This window comes from Epilithonimonas sp. (assembly GCF_036780765.1).
Classification (GTDB): Bacteria; Bacteroidota; Bacteroidia; order Flavobacteriales; family Weeksellaceae; genus Epilithonimonas.
The window spans coordinates 331,048-353,786 of record NZ_DAIQCG010000003.1; the positions used below are offsets into that span (position 1 = coordinate 331,048).

The window sequence follows — 22,739 nt, forward strand, 5'->3', positions numbered from 1 at the left end:
ATTAGCTATTTTTATGGTCTGTAATTTGTAATTAAAAATTAACGTAAAATATTTATACCTATGAAAAAGTTTTTGCCCCTTTTATTATTGCTAGTTGGTAGCTTATTCATCTTCAGTTGTAAAGATGATAATGATGATATACAACAGGTGCAGGTAGATTATCCTGCTGTTTATGATCTGCGAAATGTTAATTTCTCGTATAATGCAACAGATGGATGGACATACGGCCAGAGTTTTAATAATCCATTATTAGATCAAGATTATGTAGTTATTTTCAGACAGACAGGAACATCTGGAAACGCTCCAGTTTGGCAACAGATTCCAAGAACGCTTTATTTAGATCAGGGAGAATTGGATTATGATTTTGATTTTTCTAAAAATGATTTTATGATTTATGCTGGAGGAACCTATGATATTAGTACAACTCCACAATATTTGAATAACCAAACATTCAGAGTGGTGTTAGTCCCAGCGGTTTATGGAAAAAATGGTACGTCAGAAGATTTAAAGAAATTGTCTTACGAGGAGATTATTGCTAAATACAATATTGATGACACTAAAGTTGGAACATTGTAATCCCAACCTCATAAATAAATTAAAACCACAGAATTTGTGGTTTTTTTTGTGACTAAAAATAAATAATACTAAATTAGTATGAATTGAATTTTTTATTATTAAATTTGTTATTCATTAATCAAAAAATATTAATAATATGTCTATAAAACTTGGCGATACCGCTCCGGATTTTGATGCAGAAAGCAGTTTAGGAAATCTTAATTTTTACGAATACCTCGGAGATTCTTGGGGAATTTTATTTTCACATCCAGCAGATTATACACCCGTTTGTACAACTGAATTGGGAAAAACATCACAACTGAAACCAGAATTCGATAAAAGAAATACAAGGGTTTTAGCGTTAAGCGTTGACGGAATTGACAATCATAAAGGTTGGATCTCCGATATTAATGAAACTCAAGATACGGAAGTTGAATTCCCAATAATTGCGGATCAAGACAAAAAAGTGTCTGAGTTGTATGATTTCATTCATCCTAATGCAAGTGCAACTCTAACGGTAAGGTCTTTGTTGATTATTGACCCTAATAAAAAAGTAAGACTCATCATCACTTATCCCGCTTCTACAGGTAGAAATTTCACAGAAATTCTTAGAGTTTTGGATTCTCTGCAATTGGTAGATGGTTATGGCGTTGCAACGCCTGTAGATTGGAAAGATGGAGAAGATGTGATTATTCCGCCGGCTGTTTCGCAAGAAGATGCAGAGAAAAAGTTTACAAAAGGGGTGAAAGTTGTGAAACCTTATTTGCGCTACACACCGCAACCGAATAAATAATTTCAGATTTTTCATAGAAAAAGCTCAGATTGATCTGAGCTTTTTTATTTTTATTATGGATTGTAATTATTACTTAGCTACAAAAACTTCTTTAGCATAATCGCCATTAGCTTTTGGCATTTCAATCACAATATTGGCATTTTCATAGTAACCAATTGTAGATTCTCCAGAACCTAATTTTACTCGAAAAACACCTTCTTTTGTTGTAGATTTAAATGTTGCAAAAGGTACAGAACTGTTGCCATCAACCAAAATAAACTGACTATTATCAATTTGTATTTTTTGGACAGTTAATGTTCCGTTGCTATATCTCACAGCATTCGATGTTTGTAAAATTGCTTCTTTTGAACCCTGCAATTCATTTTTAAAAGGCTCAGTGGATGTTGTTTCAGCAACTTTATTGACAATTGTAGTTGGATTAGATACAGGAATTTTCACTAATGTCTGTTTCAAAGCATCTTGAAAACCTGGTTCAAACTCTTTTATCATGCTGTTTCCTTTTTCAGTGAAGATAACCTTGTTGCTGCAATCTTTGAACTGTAGAATCAGCTTATTTCGGAACATACTTTTGTCATTCAGAAGTTCGGAATTCAGAATACCGCAAGGGTTCATCAGCGCATCAGACGGCCACTCATTTTTAGTAGCTGGCAGAACTGTATATTTTTTTGCTTTCAAAGATTTTTCTAAAAGATTGCCTAATCCATAATCTTTGTTGTCTTTGAAATCATTAAACTCTGCGGGAATCAAAACATATTTGTAATCTGATACAGTTTGAGCCTTGACTACTGAAATCAAGAAAACAAATAAAAAAATGGAAATATTTTTCATATCGAATATTATAATTAATTTCTGAAACCTTGCATATCCAATTTCAAAGAAAAGAAATTAGAATAAAAATTAGAACCTCCTATTCCTGAGTTGGTGATGGCATAATCCAATGTCAAGCCTTTGTATTTAATGCCAATACCTGCGCTTGGCTGGAAAGAGACTTTTCTTTTTAAGTCTTCTATATCGGTAACAGATTGGAATCGATTCAATCCTAATCGTACGAAAATCATATCCTGAAAAATCAATTCTCCGCCGACATAAGGTGTGATACTGGCAAAATCTGTAGAAATTAGTGCTGCTGTTTTCGCAAAATCGATATTAACGCCTGCTTCTGGTAACAACTTCAAATCTCTATTGAACTCAAAGGTTTTGCTGACACCCAGATTCAACTTTGGCATTGTGATTTCCATTTTATCTGTTGGCGCTGGGTTGAATTCTTCCCCATTCACAACTGCAGATAATTCTTTTTGATTGATTGTCCAGAAATTGACAGTCGTGGTCGCGTCTCTCAGCATAAAACCGTAATTCCAATCGGTATCTGTACGGTAAACTGCTCCAATATCAAATCCAAATCCATAACCGCTGGCAAATTTTCCCACATTTCTATAAACTACTTTTGCAGTTGCTCCAACATCTAATTTCTGATTTCCGTTAGGATGAAACGCGTAAGAAAATAAAGCCGCATAATCTGAAGTAGAAAAAGAACTGATCTTATCATAATCTATATTCCCTTCGGAATCAATTAATTGAGTTGTATTTAGAATATTATCAACACCCAATCGGACTAATGAAATGGCGAAAACACCGTTACCATAATCCAAAGGTTTGGCATAAGCGATGTAATCGTATTTAGCAATGGATTCAAAATATTCTGCATGCATTGCTGCGACTTGCCAATCGCGGTCGATTTTCATCAGACCAGCCGGATTCCACATAGGAGAATAAACATCATCCTGATTAGAAATAACAGCGCCACCCATCGCAAGTCCTCTTGCACCAGCTCCAATATTCAAAAATTCATTAGAATATTTTCTGATGATTTGTGCATCAAATATTTGTGAAAAAATAATCAGTAAAAAAAATAAAATTCTTTTCATCAAAAGCTGTTTACAGATGGTTCGTTTCTGCAATTGTATCTTCTTTTTTTCGTTTTGATTTTATAATTCCGTTGATAACAATTACTGTAATCATCACCAAAGAAGCAATATAAAAAATGGGACTCATTTGCTCTGAAGCTCCAAAGATAAAAAAAGCTAGAATAATCCCATAAACAGGCTCAAGATTTACGGTTAAAATCAATGTGAAAGGTGAAATAAACTTCATCAGCTTTACACTTTCAAACATTGGATATGCCGTAAAAACAGATGCCAACAATACTATTAACGCAATATCTGTATAACTTATTTCGCTGAGAGAAGAAATTTGTCCTGTGACAATAAAAAACAGACTAATGACCAACCATCCACCAGCAATCTCGTAGAAAATAATATTTCCGGAACTGGTTTTTCCAAAAATTTTACCATTGAAAACAGAAAAAATAGTTCCAAAAAGTGCACAAAGAATTCCGTAAAATATGCCTTCTTTATATTTCAGTTCTGCATTGAAAATCAAAGAAATGCAAATCACAATAATGATTCCGATAATAACCTCGACCCAATCTGGTTTTCTTTTAAAGACTATTGGTTCTATTAAAGAGGCAAATAATGTTGATAATGATAAACAGGAAAGCGCGATTGATACATTGGAAACCTTGATAGACTGAAAAAAGAACAACCAGTGAAAAGCCATTACACTTCCTATTCCTACCAATTTTAGTAATAAACCTTTTGTAACTTTAATGCTTTCTTTTTTTACAATCCTGAGATATAAGTAAAGAAAAACCGCAGCGAATGACATTCTATAAAAAACCAAAAGTGGCGCATCCGTAGAAATCAACTTTCCTAAAATAGCTGTGAAGCCCCATAAAAACACGATAAAATGCAACCTCAGCAAATAAGAATTCTTCATAGAAATATTGATTTTCAATTTGCAAAATTAGAATAAATTTCTTGTTTTGAAGCTAATAATCTGGATTGACTCAACGAAAAATCCGTACAAAAATTTATACGGATCTCTAATAAGAAAACTTATTAAAATAAACATAAACTAACTAAAAATTTATTTCATTTATCACTCAAACGGAAAATCCAGAGATATATTACAGAAACTAATATTAATTTTTAAATGCAATACAATTCGATTTTGCAATTAATAAATTCTTTCGTTTTGCCATCAATCAAAAAATTTTATCTTTAGACCCAAAGAAAACCCTATGGATTTAGAATTCAATAAAAGAGAAGATATCAACAAACTAAAACTTTCTGACACCAAGAAAATTTTGTCGAAAATCAAATTGGGAGGTGGCGAAAAAGCACTTCAAAAACAACGCGACCAAGGAAAAATGACGGTTAGAGAACGTTTGGAATATCTTTTTGATAAAAATTCTGACACCATAGAAATCGGTGCATTTGCAGGTTACGAGATGTATGAGAAAGAAGGCGGATGTCCTGCAGGCGGTGTGGTTGTAAAAATTGGATACATTGCCGGTAAACAGTGTATTGTTGTTGCCAATGATGCAACTGTAAAAGCTGGAGCTTGGTTTCCAATTACAGGAAAGAAAAATCTGCGAGCTCAGGAAATCGCGATGGAAAACCGTTTACCAATTATTTATTTGGTAGATTCTGCTGGTGTTTATTTGCCGATGCAGGATGAAATTTTCCCAGACAAAGAGATGTTTGGCAGAATTTTTAGAAATAATGCAAAAATGAGTTCTGCAGGGATTATTCAGATTTCTGCGATTATGGGAAGTTGTGTTGCTGGTGGTGCTTATCTCCCGATTATGAGTGATGAAGCGTTGATTGTGGACAAGACAGGAAGTATTTTCTTGGCAGGAAGTTACCTTGTGAAAGCAGCAATTGGTGAATCTATTGAAAATGAAGCTCTAGGTGGAGCAACAATGCATAGCTCCATTTCTGGTGTTGTAGATTATAAAGCTAAGGATGACAAAGATGCTTTAGATCGTATCAAAAATATAATGAAGTCAATTGGAGATTTTGAAAAAGCAGGATTTGACAGAACCGAAAGTTTTCCTCCTAAAGAAAATCCAGATAATATTTTCGGAATAATGCCAGCTGTGAGATCTGAGCAATATGACACTTTCGAAATCATCAAATGTCTTGTAGATAATTCTGAATACGAAGAATATAAACCCGATTATGGGAAAAGCATTATTTGTGCAACTGCCAGAATCGATGGTTGGAGTGTGGGAATTGTTGCCAACCAAAGAAAATTGGTAAAAAGCGGCAAAGGTGAAATGCAGTTCGGTGGCGTTATCTACTCTGATTCTGCTGATAAAGCCACACGTTTTATTGCTAACTGTAATCAAAGAAAAATTCCTTTGGTATTTCTTCAGGATGTTACAGGATTTATGGTTGGTTCCAAATCTGAACAAGGCGGAATCATAAAAGATGGAGCAAAAATGGTAAACGCAGTTTCTAATTCTGTGGTTCCAAAATTCACTGTTATTACAGGAAACTCTTATGGCGCAGGAAATTATGCGATGTGCGGAAAAGCCTATGATCCAAGATTAATTGTTGCTTGGCCGTGGGCAGAATTAGCAGTTATGGGTGGATCACAAGCAGGAAATGTATTGCTACAAATCCAAGAATCTTCGCTTAAAAAACAAGGAAAGGAAATTTCGGAAGAAGAAAGAAAAGAAATTCTTGACAAAATCTTGAAAGATTATAACAAACAAATCCAGCCAACTTACGCCGCAGCAAGACTTTGGACAGATGCTATTATCAACCCTCTAGACACCAGAAAATGGATTAGTATGGGAATAGAAGCAGCTAATCATTCTCCAATTACGGAAAAATTCAATTTAGGTGTGATTCAGGTTTAATGTTAAATTTTTTTATAAAAACTTCCCACTATGGAAGTTTTTTTTCAATGAGAAACAAAATGGACGACCTTATTGAGAAAGTAAAAAAACTTTAAAATAAAAAACGACAATAGCAATGAAAACTATTAATGTAAGAATCGGATGGGAATTGTTACTATTTATTTTGATAGTACTCACTTTTTCCAGTTATCAGCAAATCATCACATTGGAATGGAATGCGTTAATTTTTCCAGCCATTATTTTAGCGTTGATTTTGGGTCTTTGCTTCTCAATAAAATACACAATTGATCAGGAATTTCTGTACATCAAAAATTCAATTTTCGGAACAACGAAGATTGATATTAAAGAAATTCATAAAATAGAAAAAACATGGAATCTACTTTCTGCTCCAGCACCAAGCATCATTGGAAGAGTAGAAATCTATTATAAAGACGGCAGTATCGTGATTTCGCCCAGAGATTTTGACGAATTAAAAAACGAACTGCTAAGAATCAATCCAAACATCACTGTAAAAGAATAATTATGATCTGGAAAAACTATATAAAATCCGTTTGAAAAATATGACGAGAAGACAATATCGGGTTTTGGAATTGCTTTGTTTAAATTAGTCAAGAGATACGCAGATTTATTTTTGAATATTATTTCCATTTAAAACAAGATAGAAATCGGACTAATTCTCTAATACTTTTCCGATAATCTTTTTTCTATGTTCAACACCCCATTCTGCAAGATGTTCAATGATTTTTTTCAAAGTTCGTCCATAGTCCGTCAATTCGTATTCCACACTTATTGGTTGTGTGCTAAGAACTGTTCTCGTTACCAATTGATTGATTTCTAAATCTTTCAATTCACTGCTCAGCATTTTCGCAGAAACACCTTCAATTTCTTTCTGCAAATCCGAAAAACGCATTTTATCATAACAAAGCGCTGCAATGATTTGGACTTTCCATCTGCCTTTCAAAATATCCATCGTATCCTGAACAGCAAGAAGATTGGTTTTACAACATTTAATTTTCATATTAGACTTTTATTTTCAAATTCATAATATTAAATTATCATTAATACTATTTCATAACTAACTAATTATCAAATAAGTTACTTTTTGGTAACGGTAACTTTTTGTAACTAGATTACAAAAATAAACTTTTCTTATTTAACTTTGACACTTCAAATCAAAAAATCATCTAAAAATGAGTTTATTAGAAGACTTAAATTGGCGTTACGCAACAAAAAAAATGAACGGAGAAACCGTTCCTCAAGATAAAGTAGATTACATTGTAGAAGCTGCAAGATTAGCACCTTCTTCATCTGGCTTACAACCTTACAGATTATTCGTTATCTCGAATAAAGAGTTATTAGAAAAAATACAACCGATTGCTTTTGACCAAGCTCAGATTACAGATGGTTCTCATCTTTTGGTTTGGGCAGCTTGGGATGGCTACTCTCATAACAGCATCTCCGAAGTTTTTGAAAAAACAACATCAGAAAGAGGAATTCCTAAAGAAGCGATGGATGATTATAAAACCAGACTTTGGGGAATGTACGAACCTCTTGGAAACGAATGGCACGCAACACACGCTGCAAAACAAGCTTACATTTCTTTCGGGTTAGCAATTGCTGCAGCTGCTGAGCAAAAAGTAGATGCAACACCGATGGAAGGCTTTAACAATGCTGCTCTTGACGAGTTATTAGGACTCGCTGAAAAAGGATTGAAAAGTGTTGTGATTTTACCTCTAGGTTACAGAGACACAAGCGGAGACTGGCTGGTAAATCTGAAAAAGTACAGAACTCCAAAAGAAGAGTTCATTACTGAAATCAAATAAATTATAAAGCGTGCTGAAAATATCAGGACGCTTTTTTTTAATAATATTAAAATTTACGAAATTAAATTGGAAGTCATTTACTTGTAGATAAAAACTGTATTTTTACCAAAAAAAAGTTAATGCGCACAACTCTATCATTTTCATTACTTTTCGCAGGATTATTTTGCAATGCTCAGCTAGAAGTAAAAGTCCTTGACATTATTGCCAATCAGGTCATCTATGATTCTAATGCAAAAAAAATCTACGCCAGCATTCCCAGTGCAAATGGTGCAAACGGGAATAGCATCGGCGTCATCGATCCAGTAAGTCAAACTCTTGAAAACACGTTCTTCATTGGCAGCGAGCCAAATGTATTGGCCATTTCTGACAATAATCAATATCTGTATGTTGGTTTCGAAACAGCTTCTCTTGTAAGAAGATGGGATATCGCCAGTAAATCTGTAAACCTACAGTTCTCATTAGGTACTGATCCTTCTCTTGGAGCTTTATTTGTAGAAGATATGGAGGTGATGCCAGGCAATCCTAATACAATTGCCATCTCTAGAAGAAATGTAGGTTTTTCTCCAAAACACGAAGGTGTTGCAATCTATGACAACGATGTGATGAGACCGACTACCACCCAGGATCATACGGGCAGTAACAGAATCGAATTCTCAAGCAACAATCTACTTTGGGGATACAATAACGAGACTACGGAATTTGGTTTGAGAAAAATCAACATTAGCTCGTCAGGAGCAACGCAAGGAATTGTCTATCCCAATCTTTTTTCCAACTTCAGTATTGATTTTATAAGAGAAGGTAATTTTCTTTATTCTACAGACGGAAAAGTAGTTGATATCTCATCTGGAACGCCGTTTCTTCTGGGGCAATTTACAAACACAACAGGAGCAAACGCTTTTGACACAGCTACACAATCTGTAGCTTATGCAAGTTCTGAATATTCTTCTGGAAATATCACTTTCAAAAGATTCAACCCAAACACTTTCTTATTGAAAGACAGTACACCAATTCCAAACGTTCAAGGATCTACAAGATCGATGACTTCTTGTGGCGCTGGTTGCTACGCTTTCACAACGTACTCTTACAATTACAGCACCAACGTTACATCAGGTAAAATTGTGATTGTAAAAGACAAATCATTAGCCGTAGATAATCTTCTGAAATCAAATAAAATAACTGTTTACCCAAATCCCGTTTCCAATTATTTGAAGATTGATACAGATAAAAAATTCGTAGAAATTAAGCTTTCTGATTATTCTGGTAATATCATCAAAACGTTAGATGCTAAAGAAAGAGAATTTGATATCTCGAATATCTCAAGCGGAAATTATTTATTGATAATGACTGATATCAATAATAATAAAACGACAGAGAAAATCATCAAAAAATAAGTTTTCTTTCAAACATAAAAAAGGCTTTTCAAATTGAAAAGCCTTTTTTGTGTTTGAATTTAGATCAGTTATTTGAAATTAATTGATAAAAAATTACAAACCATTTAGTATCTTAATATCCTAAAAGTTTCAAGACATCTTCTGGTCTTTGTTCTTCTCGGAATAGTTCGTAAGTGATATTTCCGTCCTCGTCTTTATCAATCAAAATATGTTTTGGCTGAGGCATCAAACAATGATGAACACCGCCGTAACCGCCAATGGTTTCCTGATAAGCTCCAGTATGGAAAAACCCAATATACATAGGTTTTGTTTCATTGAAAACAGGAAGATAAATCGCATTCGTATGCTGCTCAGAATTATAGTAATCATCTGAATCACAAGTTAATCCACCAAGAAAAACTCTCTCATAGGAATCATCCCAACGATTAAGTGGTAACATAATGAAATGACGGGAAATCGCCCAAGTATCTGGCAAAGTCGTCATAAAAGAAGAGTCAATCATATTCCATTTTTCTCTGTCGTTCTGACGTTTCTGAGAAATAATTTTATATAAATGCCCACCACTTTCTCCCACTGTGAAACTTCCGAATTCTGTATAGATATTTGGTTCTTCAACACCTTCTTCCTCACAGAATTTCTTGATTTGGGAAACAATTTCGTTCACCATATAAGCGTAATCGTAATCAAAATTCAAGGATGTTTTGATTGGAAAACCACCACCAATATTCAACGAATCAACTTCTGGAGCAATTTTTTTCAATCTTGCATAAACACGAAGACATTTGTACAATTCGTTCCAATAATAAGCCGTGTCTTTGATTCCCGTATTGATGAAAAAGTGAAGCATTTTCAACCTTGCATTCGGATGTTCCGCAATTTTTTGACTGTAATAAGGAATAATATCCTTGTATCCAATTCCTAATCTTGAGGTATAAAATTCGAATTTTGGTTCTTCCTCAGAAGCAATTCTGATTCCGATGTCAAAAGTTCTGTCGATACTTTCCGTCAATTTATCCAACTCTCTGTAGTTATCAAGAATCGGCGTAATATTTTCGAAACCATTATTAATCAGCTCAGAAATCTTTGCCAAATAATCGTCAGTTTTGAAGCCGTTACAGATTACTTCGATACTTTTATCAACTTTACCTTTGTCATAAAGCGATTTCACGATATCCATATCATAAGCCGAAGATGTTTCCAGACTGATGTCATTTTTCAACGCTTCTTCTACAACAAATGCAAAATGACTGGACTTTGTGCAGTAGCAATATCTGTAATTTTTCTGATAATCGTTCTTTTCAAAAGCTTCTTTGAACCAGAATTTTGCCCTTTCTATATTCTGAGATATTTTTGGTAAATAATTGAACTTCAAAGGAGTCCCGAATTTTTCCACAACCTCCATCAGATTGATGTCGTGAAATTTCAGATTATTTTCTTCTACACTGAATTCTTCAGTCGGAAAATAAAGCGTTTGGTCAATTAGTTCAGAATATTTTATTTTCATTTCTGGCTAAAAAAATTTAATTGTTTTACGATGCAAAAATGATGAAATAAACTGAATTTCTGCGTTAATAATTCTATAAAAATTACTGAATTATTTTCCCACAAAAATTAGCAAATCGCCATCTTTATATTGGATTGAAACTTCCTGACTATCTGCAACATTTCTCGTTCCAATTCTTTCTCCCAAAATCAAATCTTCTTGATGTAAAGGCCATTTCAGTCCTTTTGTTTCGATGTTTTTGGCTATTGGAAAAGGCATCAAGGAAATCATTTTTCCTTTGACATCAGAAATTGAGAAATTTTTAGGAATAAAATAATAGGAAGAGTATTCATCAAAAAACTGAAGATTCAATTTATCTTTAAAAGCATAAGCAACACTCAGATTCCCAAGAAAATGATCTTGTTCTCCTCCACTTCCGCCATAAACATCGATATTTTCTAAACCTTTTTCGAGAATAATTTCCAGAGCTTTGTGAAAATCAGTTTTGTTCTGGTCAGGTGTTTCTATAATAACAAAACTGTGATTCTGAGCTTGTCGAAGAATCTCTTCTTCAATTTTATGAGAATCGAAATCTCCCGAAATAAAATCCAATTTATCCAAAGGAAACTTCAGTTGTTTCAAATAATGAAAAGCGCCATCTGTACAAGCAATCAAATCATAACCAGACAAATTGGGAATTGTTTTCGGAGAATCTCCGTTGATGAAAAGAAGTGCTTTAATTTTCATATTTTCACAGTTGTCATTTCGACGAAGGAGAAATCTATATTCTTCACTGTACTACGTTTTGTTCTGAATGACAAATTACTAATTCTAGCTTCTATCATTAGGATTCCAATATTCCTCAGGCTCATTATGAAGTTTCGAAACATATCTCGCCAAAACAAAAAGATAATCAGATAAACGATTTAGATATTTTATCATTTCTGGTCGCACTTCTTCGGATTGATTGAGGAAAACTAAACTACGTTCCGCGCGTCTGCAAACCGTTCTCGCTACGTGAAGGAAAGTCGCCGCTTTTCCACCTCCAGGTAAAATGAAATATTGCAAAGGTTCTACTTTCTCTTCCATTTCGTCCATCCAGGTTTCCAATTCTTCAATTTCTTTATCAGAAATTACGAGTGGCAATCTTGCTTTTCCATTAGCCAAAAACAATTTATCAATCGGAGTCGAAGCTTCTGAGCCAACTGTAAACAAATCAAACTGAATTTTCTTAAGCTGAGCAATGACATTTTCATCTTCAATGTGAGATTTTGCAACACCAATCGAAGCATTGAGTTCATCTATATTGCCGTAAGATTCTACTCTTGCGCTCGCTTTAGAGATTCTGCTTCCACCGTAAAGTCCAGTTTCGCCTTTATCGCCGGTTTTTGTATATATTTTCATTGTTATTTTTTACGAAAGTTTAAAATTAACTTTTTTATTTGAATACAGAGGTTAAACACAAAGGCACAAAGAATTAATTTGAAGTATTCGAATGTTTTTAAGGCACAAGGTTTGACTTTGTTAGCAAAAAATCTTTGATTTTCCTTGTGCCTTAAAAACACATCAATGACAATAAAAACAATTGTGCTTTTGTGTTAAACTCCAATATTTCTTAACTTGCTGTTATGAAAAAACCTTTTCAGAAAACAACCAACCTTATCCATATTTTCAATCAGCTTAAAAGTTTCATAAAACCTTACAAATGGATGGTTTTCGGAACTTTGGCATTGACTTTTATCGGCGCTTTATTTGCACAAGTCAATCCGATTGTTTTGAAATACACAGTTGATGAAGTCACGAAATTAACACAGCTTCCTCATCCTATGTCCGAAGGAATCCACGTTTTGATTCTGATTTCTATTATACTTTTGGGAAAAGAATTAGCAAACATTTTTATTCAGTTTGGGCAGAAATTTTATGGTGAAAAAATTAGAATTAATGTCAGTTCAGAATTGGCACAAGCCGCAATTGACAAAATCCTGACTTACAGAATTGCTTATTACAACGACGACCGACACGAATCCGGAAAACTTCAAATCCGCATCGACAGAGGAATTGAAAGCTTAACCAAACTCGTACAAAACTTTTTCATTGATATTTTGCCATTATTTTCAACTGCAATTATTGCTTTGATTGTAATGTATATGCAGAATCTGTATGTTGGATTGGTTTCGACATTTGTGATTCCGATTTACTTTTACGTGACCTCGAGACAAGCTAAAAAATTAGGCAATGTAAGACGAACCCTGCGAAATCAACGGGAGCAAAAAACATCCGGACTTTTGAATCTTATCAATTCTATAATGGTTATCAAGAGTTTTGTGCGGGAAAAATTTGAAGGCAAAAAACAGTACAATCTCCAGATGCAATTGATGGAAAGTCAATTATACACGAGAAGAACCAGCTTTATTTTCGATGGTTTGAAAACTTTTATCGAACAATTTGGTGTCGTTTTAATTATCCTTTTGACGGTTTATTTGGTTCTCGACCAACAAATGACGATTGGTGCAATTATGCTTCATATTATGTTGTTCAACAACGTTTCCGCGCCTATCCGTCAGCTTCACAGGATTTATGATGATATGAATGATGCATTTATTTACGCAGAAGGTTATTTCGAAATCTTGAATGACGACGACGAAACCGAACCAAATGGAACCATCAATAACATTCCAATTCAAGGCAGTTTTGAAATCAAAAATGTAGATTTCACTTACCCAAACGGAATGAAAGCTTTGAAAAATGTTTCTCTCAAAATCGAAAATGGGAAAACCACAGCTTTAGTTGGATTAAGTGGCGCTGGAAAATCAACGATTATCAATTTGCTTTGTAAATTTTATGAACCAGATTCCGGAGAAATACTTTTGGATGGCAACAATCTGAATGATTTTGATAATGATTATCTGCGGGATGACCTTGGTTTGGTACTTCAGAAAAATCACATTTTCAAAGGAAGTATTGAAGATAATATCCGATACGGAAATCTGGAAGCGACATTAGATCAAATCAAAGAAGCTGCGACAAAAGCTTATCTTCACGAGCAGATTTTGGATTTGCCAGATGGTTATAATCACGACGCCACACAACTTTCCGGTGGTCAACAACAGAGAATTGCGATTGCAAGATTATTTCTGAAAAATCCGCCAATTATTTTCTTGGACGAACCAACAGCAAGTCTAGATGCTATTGCAACAGAACAAATCAAAAACTCTCTGGATGCGATAAAAAAAGACCGAACTGTGATTATTATTTCGCATTCGTTGTCGCAGATTTTGGATTCGGATATGATTTATGTGATGAAAAAAGGCGAAGTTGTGGAAAACGGAACACACGAAGAATTGTATGAAAAAGACGGAACTTACCGCGAAATCTTCGATGCTTCCGCAAGAAGTTTAAATCTGGATAGATTGGTGAAAACTTATAAGGAGGAAATCTAGTTTATTAATATTATTTATATCAATTGCGTCGGGCTTTAGCCCGATGATAAAATATTTGATTTTGGAGAGGCTTCAGCCGAAATTTAAACTAAGTTTTGGCTAAAGCCAATTTATACTTCACTTTATAAAATGGGCTAAAGCCCATTCCTATTGATAATTTCACAGAATCTGAGCAAATGAACGAAGACCATTACATAAAAAAAATAGACCGAGTCACATCGATTCTCACACAACTACAAACCAAATCGATTGTCCGTGCTCAGGATTTGGCGGAGAAATTTGATGTAAGCATTAGAACGATTTACAGAGATATCAAGACTTTGGAAAATGCGGGAATTCCGATTTTTGGAGAAGCTGGTTCCGGTTATTCTTTGGTAGATGGCTACAAACTTCCACCCGTGATGTTTACTAAAGAAGAAGTTCTGAGTTTCATTACTGCAGAAAAATTGATGCAGAAATTTTCTCACGAAAGTCTCGATTCTCATTACAATTCTGCAATGGAAAAAGTGAAAGCGGTTATTCGAAGTTCGGAGAAAAATTTGGTTCAGAATCTCGAAAATCAGATTGATATCTATTCTTATCGACCAGAAAAATCGGATGCTATTAAAAATATCATCCCTACAATTCTGGAAAGTATCGCTGAAAAGAATCAGTTAAAAATCCATTATCAAAACGTAAAAGACGAAGCGAGCGAAAGAGTTATCGAAGCTGTTGGGATTTTTTATGAAGTCAACTATTGGTATATGATGGCATTTTGTACGATGCGAAAGGATTTCAGACAATTTCGAATTGACAGGATTTTGAAAATCGAGAAAACTCAAACTCCGTTTCTTCAAGAATATGGCAATATCGGCGATTACAGAAAAAAATCTGAAGGTAAAAAAGTAAAAGTTGAATTATTGGTCGAGAAGAAAATAATGCCACTTCTTGTCAATTCAAAAAAATATTACGGGTTGATTTCTGAAGAAGAAACTAAAAATGGAATGCTTTTGACTTTTGAAACCGAATGGATTAAGGAAGGTTTTCCTCGCTGGTTGATTACATTTTTAGACTTTGCAAAAATCATTGAACCAGAATATCTCAAAGACACGATGAATGACTTAATGAACAAGATTTCTGATAATTTGAATAAAAAATAAAGTCTGCTAAAAAGCAGACTTTAAATTCAAATCAAGCATATAAAATTATCTTTGTCTTTCCCAGAAAAACGGAGGTTCGATTCCCAAAGCTCTCAAATAAACATAACCTTGACCTCTGTGATGAATCTCATTATCAACAAAATATAGAATATTCTGATAAATCGGAAACTCATATTGTCCAAAAAGATTGAACATCTCCTGAAAACGTTCTTCTGAAATTTGAGAAAAATACTCGTTGATTGTTTCCGTTTCTTCGTCCCATTTTGCTAGGATTTCGGATTTCGTTGTTGGATTGAAAGATTCATCGAATGCATTAATTGTTCCGTCAACAATTGATTTCAAAGCTGGTCCGCCAATTGCCAATAATTCTAAAGCCAATTTTGCGAAAGGTCTCATTCCGCCAATTGAAAACTCGAATAAATCTTTCTCTGGAAAAGCTTCAATCACTCTTCTAGTAAGATTTCTGTGACCTTGCCAATGGATTAAAAGTTGTTGTGAGTCCAAGACTTTTGCGTTTGCGTTCATAATAGTTTGTTTTATTTGATACAAATTTATGGCGCAGTTGTGACAATAGCTTGTCAGTAGAATTTTGAATTATGAATTTAAAGCTATATTCTTTTCATCAACTTTATTATTTATAATATCTAGCTGTTCTGATATTTCAATAATTTCTGATAAATACTCGTAATTACGAATATTTGCATTGTCTAAGTTTTTTATTTGTACAGCTGTTCCTGCCATACAAACCATCAGCATATTAGTAGAACCTGCTCCAATTTCATTAAAGTCAATATCTGCTGAAATCACTGCATTTCCACCCAACATAGCGCATTGAATTCTTAAATCAGTTTTACAAAGTTCTGTTGCATTATAAATCTTTTTATTTGTAGCATTAGAACCTGTTCCAAAAAAATCATTCCAACTTCTTGATAATTCCGTTGCAAAACCAGTTCCTGAAGTTTGTTGAGTAGAAACCATCTCAATTACTTCATACTCCCAGTTAATTGGAGCTTCAGATGATATTATAGGTAAGAATTTTATTATTGTTTTTAACCTATTATTAAGCTCATTCTTCTTTTCATTCAAAGTCGAATTTATTTTATGTAATATAGGAGTTGAACAGACAGAGCAATAACTATCTTTTTTTTCTATATGATATTTATTTATAAAATCAACCTTATTTTGTGACAACATATGCCCACTAGCAAAAAAGCCCTTAACTTTAGTAGAACAATTTGGACAAACTTTAATATCTTCCATATATTAAAACTTCTCAAACCTAAAATTCTCTCCAAGATAAGCCTGTCTCACTTCTGGGTCATTAGCAAGGTCTTCTGGCAAACCTTCTTTCAGGATTTTCCCTTCGAACATAATATAAGTTTTATTGGTAATCGCCAAAGTCTGTTGAACGTTGTGATCGGTAATCAAAATCCCGATATTTTTCTCCACCAAAGACCTCACGATTTTTTGAATGTCTTCTACCGCAATCGGGTCAACGCCCGCAAAAGGTTCATCCAAAAGAATAAAATTAGGACTTGTTGCCAAACAACGCGCGATTTCCGTTCTACGTCTTTCACCTCCGGAAAGCAAATCGCCACGGTTTTTACGAACGTGTTCCAGGTGGAATTCTTCAATCAATTCATCACATTTCTTTTGCTGTTGTTTTTTGGAAAGTTTTGTTAATTGCAAAACACCCAAAATATTATCCTCAACAGACAGTTTCCTGAAAACCGAAGCTTCTTGCGCCAAATAACCAATTCCGTTCTGCGCACGTTTGTACATCGCATCTTTCGTGATATTTTGGTTATCCAAGAAAACATTTCCCAAAGTAGGCTTCACCAATCCAACAATCATATAAAACGATGTTGTTTTTCCTGCTCCGTTTGGCCCCAAAAGTCCGACGATTTCGCCTTGTTGAACCTCCAATGACACGCCTTTCACCACTTTTTTCGGTCCGTATTCCTTGATTAAATTTTCTCCTCGTAAAATCATAAAACAAAGATATATATTTTTTTGTTGGAAGACAGATGTCAGAAGATGGAAGTTAAAGTTTTACAATTTATTATCTTTGCAAAAATTCTCAAAATGCTCATAGAAAGCCTTCAAAACGAAAAAATCAAAAAACTAACCCGACTTTTAACCAAAAATCAGGACAGAAGAAAAGCCGGTGTTTTCATTGTAGAAGGTCAGCAGGAAAACGAAAGAGCAATGCATTTTGGTAATCAGCCAGAAGAATTTTACATCTGCGAATCTATTTTCAATGGGAAATTGCCAAATTCCAAAATCCATTACGTTTCGGAAAAGCTTTATGAAAAAATCTCCTACCGTGGAACAACCGAAGGAATTATTGGAATTTATAAATTAGAACAAAGAAATCTTGACGAGTTCAAACCAAAACAAGATTCAGCCATAATCATTTTAGAAAGTGTAGAAAAACCCGGAAATCTTGGTGCAATCTTGAGAAGTTGTGAAGCTTTTGGCATCAATGCATTGATTGTAACCGACCCAAGAACAGATTTCTATAATCCAAATGTCATTCGTTCCAGTGTTGGCTGTCTTTTCGGGATGAACATCTTTCAAGCATCCAATGAGGAAACTTTAGAATTTTTGAAAACTTACGAATATCCAATTTTTACAACTTTTATGAGTGAAGATGCAAAAAATATTCATACAAAAAATTTAAAAGAAAAATCTGCGATTTTATTCGGAACAGAACATTCCGGATTAAGTGACTTCTGGAAAGATAAAGGAGAAAATGTTTTGATTCCAATGTCCGGAAGTATAGATTCTTTAAATCTGAGCAATGCTGCTGCTATTACTTGTTATGAAATCTTGAGACAAAAATTGGAGAAATAAAAAAAACCGCTTCTCGAAAGAAACGGTTTCAAATTCTTAACTTGGTTAAGATTATTTTTTAGCAGCAGCAGAGTCTACTTTAGCAACAGCTGAATCAGCAGTAGCTTTAACAGAATCAACACCAGCAGTAGCAGCAGAATCAACTACAGCAACAGCAGAATCAACAGCAGCTGAATCAGCAGCAGCAGTATCAACAGTTTCAGTTTTTTTACAAGCTACAAGAGCTACAGCAGCGATAGCAGCTACGAAGAATGACTTTTTCATAATAATTTAATTAAATTGTTAGTTAATAGATTGTCCATTATTTGAACAGGGCAAAATTATATCGATAAAATATTTTTGTTTTGAAAATTAATTGTAATATATTTGTAAAACACGATTTACAAATAACAAATACTGTAAATCAATAAATTAAGAATAAAATAGAATTTTGAGCGATACCGAATTTTTACATTTTCAATCCTTAAAAAAGGCTGTTCAGGACAAATATCTTGAGACACATTCCCCAGCTTATGATGATATTTCCAAATGGAAAGGAATAGATATTATTTATTTTCAGGAAGATTTGAGACAAAAAGCAAAAGGGAATATCAGCGAGAAAACTTTTTACACTTACTTCAAGAATAATTCTCAGGAAAAAATCCCTAGAATTGATATGCTGAATATCTTATCCGTTTATTCCGGCTTTAATTCATGGTCTGATTTTAAAAAGAAAAATCCGATAGCAGAAACTGTAGAAGAAACAAGTACTGTGGTAGTTTCCGAACCTGCAATAGAAGATCCAATCGAAAAAGTTACAGTAGAACCAATTCAAAATCCAATTACGGAAAAGCCTCCAGTTTCTATTGACAATCAAGCTTTTGATGAGATTAATAAAAATATCAATTTCAAAAGTCAAAAACAAAATTTCTTAAAAAGATATCTATGGTTGGGAATTTCGGCTTTCCTATTCGCAATTGTCTTGATATTAATATTTTATGACAATTTGTTCTATAAAAAATATACTTACGCTTTTACAGATGCGGACAGGAACTCATCAATAAAAGGCGAACTAGATGTTAAAATCATCAGAGAAAATGAATCTCCAATTCTTTTTAAGGTGAAACCGAATTCTCCTTTCGTATATGAAACAAAGAGTAAAAGCTTGAAGATGATTATTTCTTCTCCTTTCTATAAGTCTGAGGAAATTACACGGGATTTGACAAATGCACCTGAAACAGAAAATATCGAGCTGAAACCTAATGAATATGCTGTTCAGTTATATTATTACTCAAAATCGATAAAGGATTTCAAGAAAAAAACGCAGCAATTGAACAGATTAATTAGTGATAATGCACTGATTTATCAGGTCGTTGATAGTGATATTTATGGAATAGAAACGATGGACAAGCAGAAATATATCTCGCTGGTTACGCTTCCTACTACGAGTTTGGAAAATCTGGAAGTGATAGATTCTCAAATGAAAAACGGAAAAATTGTAATGATTAAATTTAAAATCACTGACGATGAAAAAACAAAATAAAGTATATTGTTGGATATTGGGCTTAACTATAATAACCGCTACAGTAATCTCGTGCAATAAAAAATATGAAGGCGACGAAAATTCTATAGAAATTATCAGAAATGCCAACAACAATGGAACTTATTCTAAAACAAAATTGGATAGTTTGCAGGCAATTAATCTAATTACGACTCAAAAAGTTCAGGATTTGTTAGACTTATCTGCGCTTTACACTTCTGGTAATAAAGACACAGAAATAGATTCTGTTATTTACACACAAATGCAGGCTCATTTTTTATCAAAAGATTCCAGTAACTTGACTCCTTTGTTAAAAGAAATGGATAGTTTGAAAGTGAAATTCGCTAAAGTGAGTAAACTTTCTACCTCAAAAACGATACAAGAAAACGACACTTTGGATTTTGCAAACTTCGATGTTGAATATTACGATAACAAAAGAACTTACATCACAACAGTCAACAGAAAAGCACAATATACACTGAAAGCATCGCCAGTCAAATTTCAGAAAGAGTTTAAGTTTTACTTTACCAATTTCTACAAAAAGGATTCTGACACTATAAAAGCAACAAAACCCGCTAATTAGCGGGTTTTGTTTTAAAACTAGATTTGGAATCTAATTATTTTTTGATTTCTTCTTTAGCAGCTTTCTCGTCAGCTTTTACTTCAGCTTTAGCAGAGTCAGCAGTAGCTTTAACTGAATCAACAGTTGCAGATGCAGTAGAATCGATAGCAGTTACTGCAGAATCAGCAACAGCATCTACTGAATCAACAGCAGCAGCTTCTACGTTATCAGTTTTTTTACAAGCTACAAGGGCGATAGCAGCGATAGCAGCTACAAATAATGACTTTTTCATTTTCTAAAAATTTAAATTAATTATTATATATTTTATTCGTTAATTATTCATTCATAATTACAAGACAAAGGTAGAACGGTCTGACAAAAATCATTACTAAATAACTTGTAATATCATTGTAAATATTTTTACAAATAAGAAGCACTGTTTATCAATAACTTAAATCAAAAATCAAAATATCTAATAGGTGTAATTAATCCATCTAAAGCTACATCTTTCTCAAAAACATCAGCGATGTCTTCATTTGGAGAAAAGAAATTTAGACCAATTTTATTAAGAATCTTCAAATCTGTTGAAAAGAAATAATCATAGAAACCTTTTCCATAGCCTAATCTATTTCCAAATTGGTCACAATATAATAATGGTGTTAAAACGTAGTCTAATTCAACATTAGCATCAATATTAGAAATAGGCTCTTTGATTCCCCAATTGTTAATTTCAAATTCTGAATTATGAAAAATCTCCACAGTAATCATTTTCTCACCTTGAATTTTCGGCACAAAAACACGAACTTTTTTATCAAAAAAATAATCTATAAAAATCTGAGTGTTTATCTCATTAAATTTTTCAATAGGTAGAAAAACACTAACCTTTTGATTTTCAATAATATTAAATTGTAAAACAAACTTATCAAAGATTTTTTTGGACAAAAAATTGACCTCATCTTGAGATAAGGCCATTCTTTTTTCTTTATAAATGCTTCTAAGTTCCTTTTTGGTGAGACTAAGATTCATCGTAAAAATGATTTAATCTAAAATTTTATATAACTTATCAGACAAACGAACTCTGAACGGAAGCTCAAAAGTAATCTGGTCTCCAACTTTAGCTGTATTGCTAAATGCGCCATCAACAAAAATCTGAGTAATCGTGATTTCCTGTTCTCCAGTTGTTGGGCCAGAAATTAAAACTTTATCGCCTACAGAAAGTTCATTATTTTCAATTAAAAACTGTGCAATCTTAGATTTGGTAAAATAATGTTCTGCTTTACCAACCAAAGTCTTTTTAACTTTAATTTTTTGTCGAATATCTTTCGTTTCAACTTTTGTAGCTTTGGCTAAAGTCTGAGTTGATAAATCTCCGGAGTTTTTAAATTTCAAAGCTTCGGATTTTCCTTTCCTGAAAACTTTGTTGCCTACCTGAAGACCTTTTCTTCTAGCAATTTGTTCTTCTTGAGGTAAATGGATTATCTCGTTACATTCTGTTGAGCAAGTATTTTCCATTATTGCTTTACATTCGTCGCATTGGATAAATAATAGATGACAAGCATCATTGGCACAATTCGTATGATTATCACAAGGTTTTCCGCATTGGTGACACTGAGAAATAATATCGTCTGTAATCCTTTCTCCTAAACGATGATCAAACACAAAATTCTTTCCAATAAACTTACTTTCAATGTTTTCTTCTTTGATTTGACGTGTATATTCAATAATTCCGCCTTCTAATTGGTAAACATTTTTGAAACCCTGATGTTTGAAATAAGCACTTGCCTTCTCACAACGGATTCCACCAGTACAATACATCAAAAGATTTTTATCTTCTTTGAAATCTTGTAATTGTTCATTAATAATCGGCAAACTTTCCCGAAAATTCTCAACATCAGGTGTAATTGCACCTTCAAAATGACCCACTTCACTTTCGTAATGATTTCTGAAATCTACTACAATTGTATTTGGATCCGCCAACATATCATTGAATTGCTGAGCTTTCAAGTGAATTCCTTTATTGGTGACATCAAAAGTTTCGTCATTCAAACCATCCGCAACAATTTTGTTTCTAACTTTGATAGTTAACTTCAAAAAAGAGTGATTATCCTGCTCAACAGCGACATTCAGGCGGATGCCTTTCATAAAATCATAAACTTCCAGCGTCTCCCGGAAGGCTTCAAAATTTTCAGCGGGAACACTCATCTGAGCATTGATTCCTTCGTGCGCCACATAAATACGGCCGAGTGCATCTAGCGCATTCCAGGCTATAAATAAATCGTCGCGAAATTTTTTGGGATTTTCAATTTTGGCGTACGCATAGAAAGACAATGTAAGGCGCTCTTGTCCGGCCTCATCGATAAGTCGAGCTCTTTCTTCTGCGCTTAAGGTGTTGTACAGTTGCATGCTATAA

The 22,739-nt window shown here is 33.7% G+C and carries 25 protein-coding genes; 11 read left to right on the forward strand and 14 right to left on the reverse strand.

Going from position 1 to position 22,739, the window contains the following annotated elements; translation table 11 throughout:
- The first annotated feature begins 60 nt into the window (after window positions 1–60).
- The gene (locus V7P73_RS08065; protein ID WP_333852521.1) at window positions 61–576 is read left to right on the forward strand and encodes a hypothetical protein; all 516 of its coding nucleotides are present in this window, start codon (window positions 61–63) and stop codon (window positions 574–576) included.
- 136 nt (window positions 577–712) lie between these two features.
- Complete coding sequence (locus V7P73_RS08070; protein WP_333852522.1) at window positions 713–1,348, forward strand: peroxiredoxin; 636 nt, start codon at window positions 713–715, stop codon at window positions 1,346–1,348.
- A gap of 69 nt (window positions 1,349–1,417) precedes the next feature.
- On the opposite strand, the gene V7P73_RS08075 is transcribed toward V7P73_RS08070, so the two are convergent.
- The 3 genes from V7P73_RS08075 to V7P73_RS08085 are packed head-to-tail and all read right to left on the reverse strand — an operon-like array spanning window position 1,418 to window position 4,183.
- Window positions 1,418–2,176 carry a hypothetical protein gene (locus tag V7P73_RS08075; protein ID WP_333852523.1) on the reverse strand — a complete coding sequence of 253 codons (759 nt, stop codon included), beginning with the start codon at window positions 2,174–2,176 and terminating at the stop codon, window positions 1,418–1,420.
- Between the two features lie 14 nt (window positions 2,177–2,190).
- Window positions 2,191–3,273, reverse strand: a complete 1,083-nt coding sequence (locus tag V7P73_RS08080) for a PorV/PorQ family protein (protein WP_333852524.1) — start codon at window positions 3,271–3,273, stop codon at window positions 2,191–2,193.
- 10 nt (window positions 3,274–3,283) lie between these two features.
- The gene (locus V7P73_RS08085) at window positions 3,284–4,183 is read right to left on the reverse strand and encodes a DMT family transporter (protein WP_333852525.1); all 900 of its coding nucleotides are present in this window, start codon (window positions 4,181–4,183) and stop codon (window positions 3,284–3,286) included.
- A 304-nt stretch (window positions 4,184–4,487) separates the two neighbouring features.
- Here V7P73_RS08085 and V7P73_RS08090 point away from each other — a divergent pair, with 304 nt between their 5' ends.
- On the forward strand, window positions 4,488–6,116 hold the full coding sequence (locus tag V7P73_RS08090; RefSeq protein ID WP_333852526.1) for an acyl-CoA carboxylase subunit beta: 1,629 nt from the start codon (window positions 4,488–4,490) through the stop codon (window positions 6,114–6,116).
- Window positions 6,117–6,231: 115 nt separating this feature from the next.
- Window positions 6,232–6,636: a PH domain-containing protein gene (locus tag V7P73_RS08095; protein WP_333852527.1), complete on the forward strand. Its 405-nt coding sequence runs from the start codon at window positions 6,232–6,234 to the stop codon at window positions 6,634–6,636.
- A 150-nt stretch (window positions 6,637–6,786) separates the two neighbouring features.
- On the opposite strand, the gene V7P73_RS08100 is transcribed toward V7P73_RS08095, so the two are convergent.
- Entirely contained in the window at window positions 6,787–7,134 is a 348-nt protein-coding gene (locus tag V7P73_RS08100) for a winged helix-turn-helix transcriptional regulator (protein WP_089768908.1), read from the reverse strand.
- Window positions 7,135–7,306: 172 nt separating this feature from the next.
- On the opposite strand from V7P73_RS08100, the gene V7P73_RS08105 reads away from it, so the two are divergent.
- Both V7P73_RS08105 and V7P73_RS08110 read left to right on the forward strand, forming a co-directional pair.
- A complete protein-coding gene (locus tag V7P73_RS08105; RefSeq protein WP_333852528.1) occupies window positions 7,307–7,939 on the forward strand; it encodes an NAD(P)H-dependent oxidoreductase in 633 nt (210 codons plus the stop codon).
- A 119-nt stretch (window positions 7,940–8,058) separates the two neighbouring features.
- Window positions 8,059–9,330 carry a T9SS type A sorting domain-containing protein gene (locus V7P73_RS08110; protein ID WP_333852529.1) on the forward strand — a complete coding sequence of 424 codons (1,272 nt, stop codon included), beginning with the start codon at window positions 8,059–8,061 and terminating at the stop codon, window positions 9,328–9,330.
- Between the two features lie 112 nt (window positions 9,331–9,442).
- On the opposite strand, the gene V7P73_RS08115 is transcribed toward V7P73_RS08110, so the two are convergent.
- The 3 genes from V7P73_RS08115 to V7P73_RS08125 all read right to left on the reverse strand — a co-directional run bounded on the left by V7P73_RS08115 (window position 9,443) and on the right by V7P73_RS08125 (window position 12,217).
- The gene (locus tag V7P73_RS08115; protein ID WP_312422078.1) at window positions 9,443–10,834 is read right to left on the reverse strand and encodes an arginine decarboxylase; all 1,392 of its coding nucleotides are present in this window, start codon (window positions 10,832–10,834) and stop codon (window positions 9,443–9,445) included.
- 90 nt (window positions 10,835–10,924) lie between these two features.
- Complete coding sequence (locus tag V7P73_RS08120; RefSeq protein ID WP_333852530.1) at window positions 10,925–11,560, reverse strand: thiamine diphosphokinase; 636 nt, start codon at window positions 11,558–11,560, stop codon at window positions 10,925–10,927.
- A gap of 84 nt (window positions 11,561–11,644) precedes the next feature.
- Window positions 11,645–12,217: a cob(I)yrinic acid a,c-diamide adenosyltransferase gene (locus V7P73_RS08125; RefSeq protein WP_313099102.1), complete on the reverse strand. Its 573-nt coding sequence runs from the start codon at window positions 12,215–12,217 to the stop codon at window positions 11,645–11,647.
- 305 nt (window positions 12,218–12,522) lie between these two features.
- On the opposite strand from V7P73_RS08125, the gene V7P73_RS08130 reads away from it, so the two are divergent.
- Both V7P73_RS08130 and V7P73_RS08135 read left to right on the forward strand, forming a co-directional pair.
- A complete protein-coding gene (locus V7P73_RS08130) occupies window positions 12,523–14,253 on the forward strand; it encodes an ABC transporter ATP-binding protein (protein ID WP_333852691.1) in 1,731 nt (576 codons plus the stop codon).
- A 176-nt stretch (window positions 14,254–14,429) separates the two neighbouring features.
- Window positions 14,430–15,392 carry a helix-turn-helix transcriptional regulator gene (locus V7P73_RS08135; protein WP_333852532.1) on the forward strand — a complete coding sequence of 321 codons (963 nt, stop codon included), beginning with the start codon at window positions 14,430–14,432 and terminating at the stop codon, window positions 15,390–15,392.
- 45 nt (window positions 15,393–15,437) lie between these two features.
- Here the strand turns inward: V7P73_RS08135 and V7P73_RS08140 are convergent, their stop codons facing one another.
- The 3 genes from V7P73_RS08140 to lptB form a co-directional block, all read right to left on the reverse strand.
- Window positions 15,438–15,917, reverse strand: coding sequence for a DinB family protein (locus V7P73_RS08140; protein ID WP_333852534.1), 480 nt, complete (start codon window positions 15,915–15,917; stop codon window positions 15,438–15,440).
- Window positions 15,918–15,986: 69 nt separating this feature from the next.
- Window positions 15,987–16,652 carry a heavy metal-binding domain-containing protein gene (locus V7P73_RS08145; protein WP_333852536.1) on the reverse strand — a complete coding sequence of 222 codons (666 nt, stop codon included), beginning with the start codon at window positions 16,650–16,652 and terminating at the stop codon, window positions 15,987–15,989.
- A gap of 3 nt (window positions 16,653–16,655) precedes the next feature.
- Entirely contained in the window at window positions 16,656–17,384 is a 729-nt protein-coding gene (gene lptB, locus V7P73_RS08150) for an LPS export ABC transporter ATP-binding protein (protein ID WP_333852538.1), read from the reverse strand.
- 93 nt (window positions 17,385–17,477) lie between these two features.
- Here lptB and V7P73_RS08155 point away from each other — a divergent pair, with 93 nt between their 5' ends.
- Entirely contained in the window at window positions 17,478–18,248 is a 771-nt protein-coding gene (locus V7P73_RS08155) for a TrmH family RNA methyltransferase (protein WP_333852540.1), read from the forward strand.
- Window positions 18,249–18,299: 51 nt separating this feature from the next.
- Here V7P73_RS08155 and V7P73_RS08160 read toward each other — a convergent pair whose 3' ends face one another.
- Complete coding sequence (locus V7P73_RS08160; RefSeq protein ID WP_333852542.1) at window positions 18,300–18,512, reverse strand: hypothetical protein; 213 nt, start codon at window positions 18,510–18,512, stop codon at window positions 18,300–18,302.
- Window positions 18,513–18,678: 166 nt separating this feature from the next.
- Between V7P73_RS08160 and V7P73_RS08165 the strand changes: the two genes are divergently transcribed.
- Both V7P73_RS08165 and V7P73_RS08170 read left to right on the forward strand, forming a co-directional pair.
- Window positions 18,679–19,770, forward strand: a complete 1,092-nt coding sequence (locus V7P73_RS08165; RefSeq protein WP_333852543.1) for a hypothetical protein — start codon at window positions 18,679–18,681, stop codon at window positions 19,768–19,770.
- Window positions 19,754–20,350, forward strand: coding sequence for a hypothetical protein (locus V7P73_RS08170; RefSeq protein ID WP_333852545.1), 597 nt, complete (start codon window positions 19,754–19,756; stop codon window positions 20,348–20,350). Before V7P73_RS08165 ends, V7P73_RS08170 begins: the two co-directional genes overlap by 17 nt.
- Before the next feature lie 34 nt (window positions 20,351–20,384).
- Here the strand turns inward: V7P73_RS08170 and V7P73_RS08175 are convergent, their stop codons facing one another.
- The 3 genes from V7P73_RS08175 to trhO form a co-directional block, all read right to left on the reverse strand.
- On the reverse strand, window positions 20,385–20,621 hold the full coding sequence (locus tag V7P73_RS08175) for a hypothetical protein (protein WP_333852547.1): 237 nt from the start codon (window positions 20,619–20,621) through the stop codon (window positions 20,385–20,387).
- 164 nt (window positions 20,622–20,785) lie between these two features.
- Window positions 20,786–21,355 carry a 5-formyltetrahydrofolate cyclo-ligase gene (locus V7P73_RS08180; RefSeq protein WP_333852548.1) on the reverse strand — a complete coding sequence of 190 codons (570 nt, stop codon included), beginning with the start codon at window positions 21,353–21,355 and terminating at the stop codon, window positions 20,786–20,788.
- Between the two features lie 12 nt (window positions 21,356–21,367).
- Window positions 21,368–22,732: an oxygen-dependent tRNA uridine(34) hydroxylase TrhO gene (gene trhO, locus V7P73_RS08185; RefSeq protein ID WP_333852550.1), complete on the reverse strand. Its 1,365-nt coding sequence runs from the start codon at window positions 22,730–22,732 to the stop codon at window positions 21,368–21,370.
- Window positions 22,733–22,739: the final 7 nt, after the last annotated feature.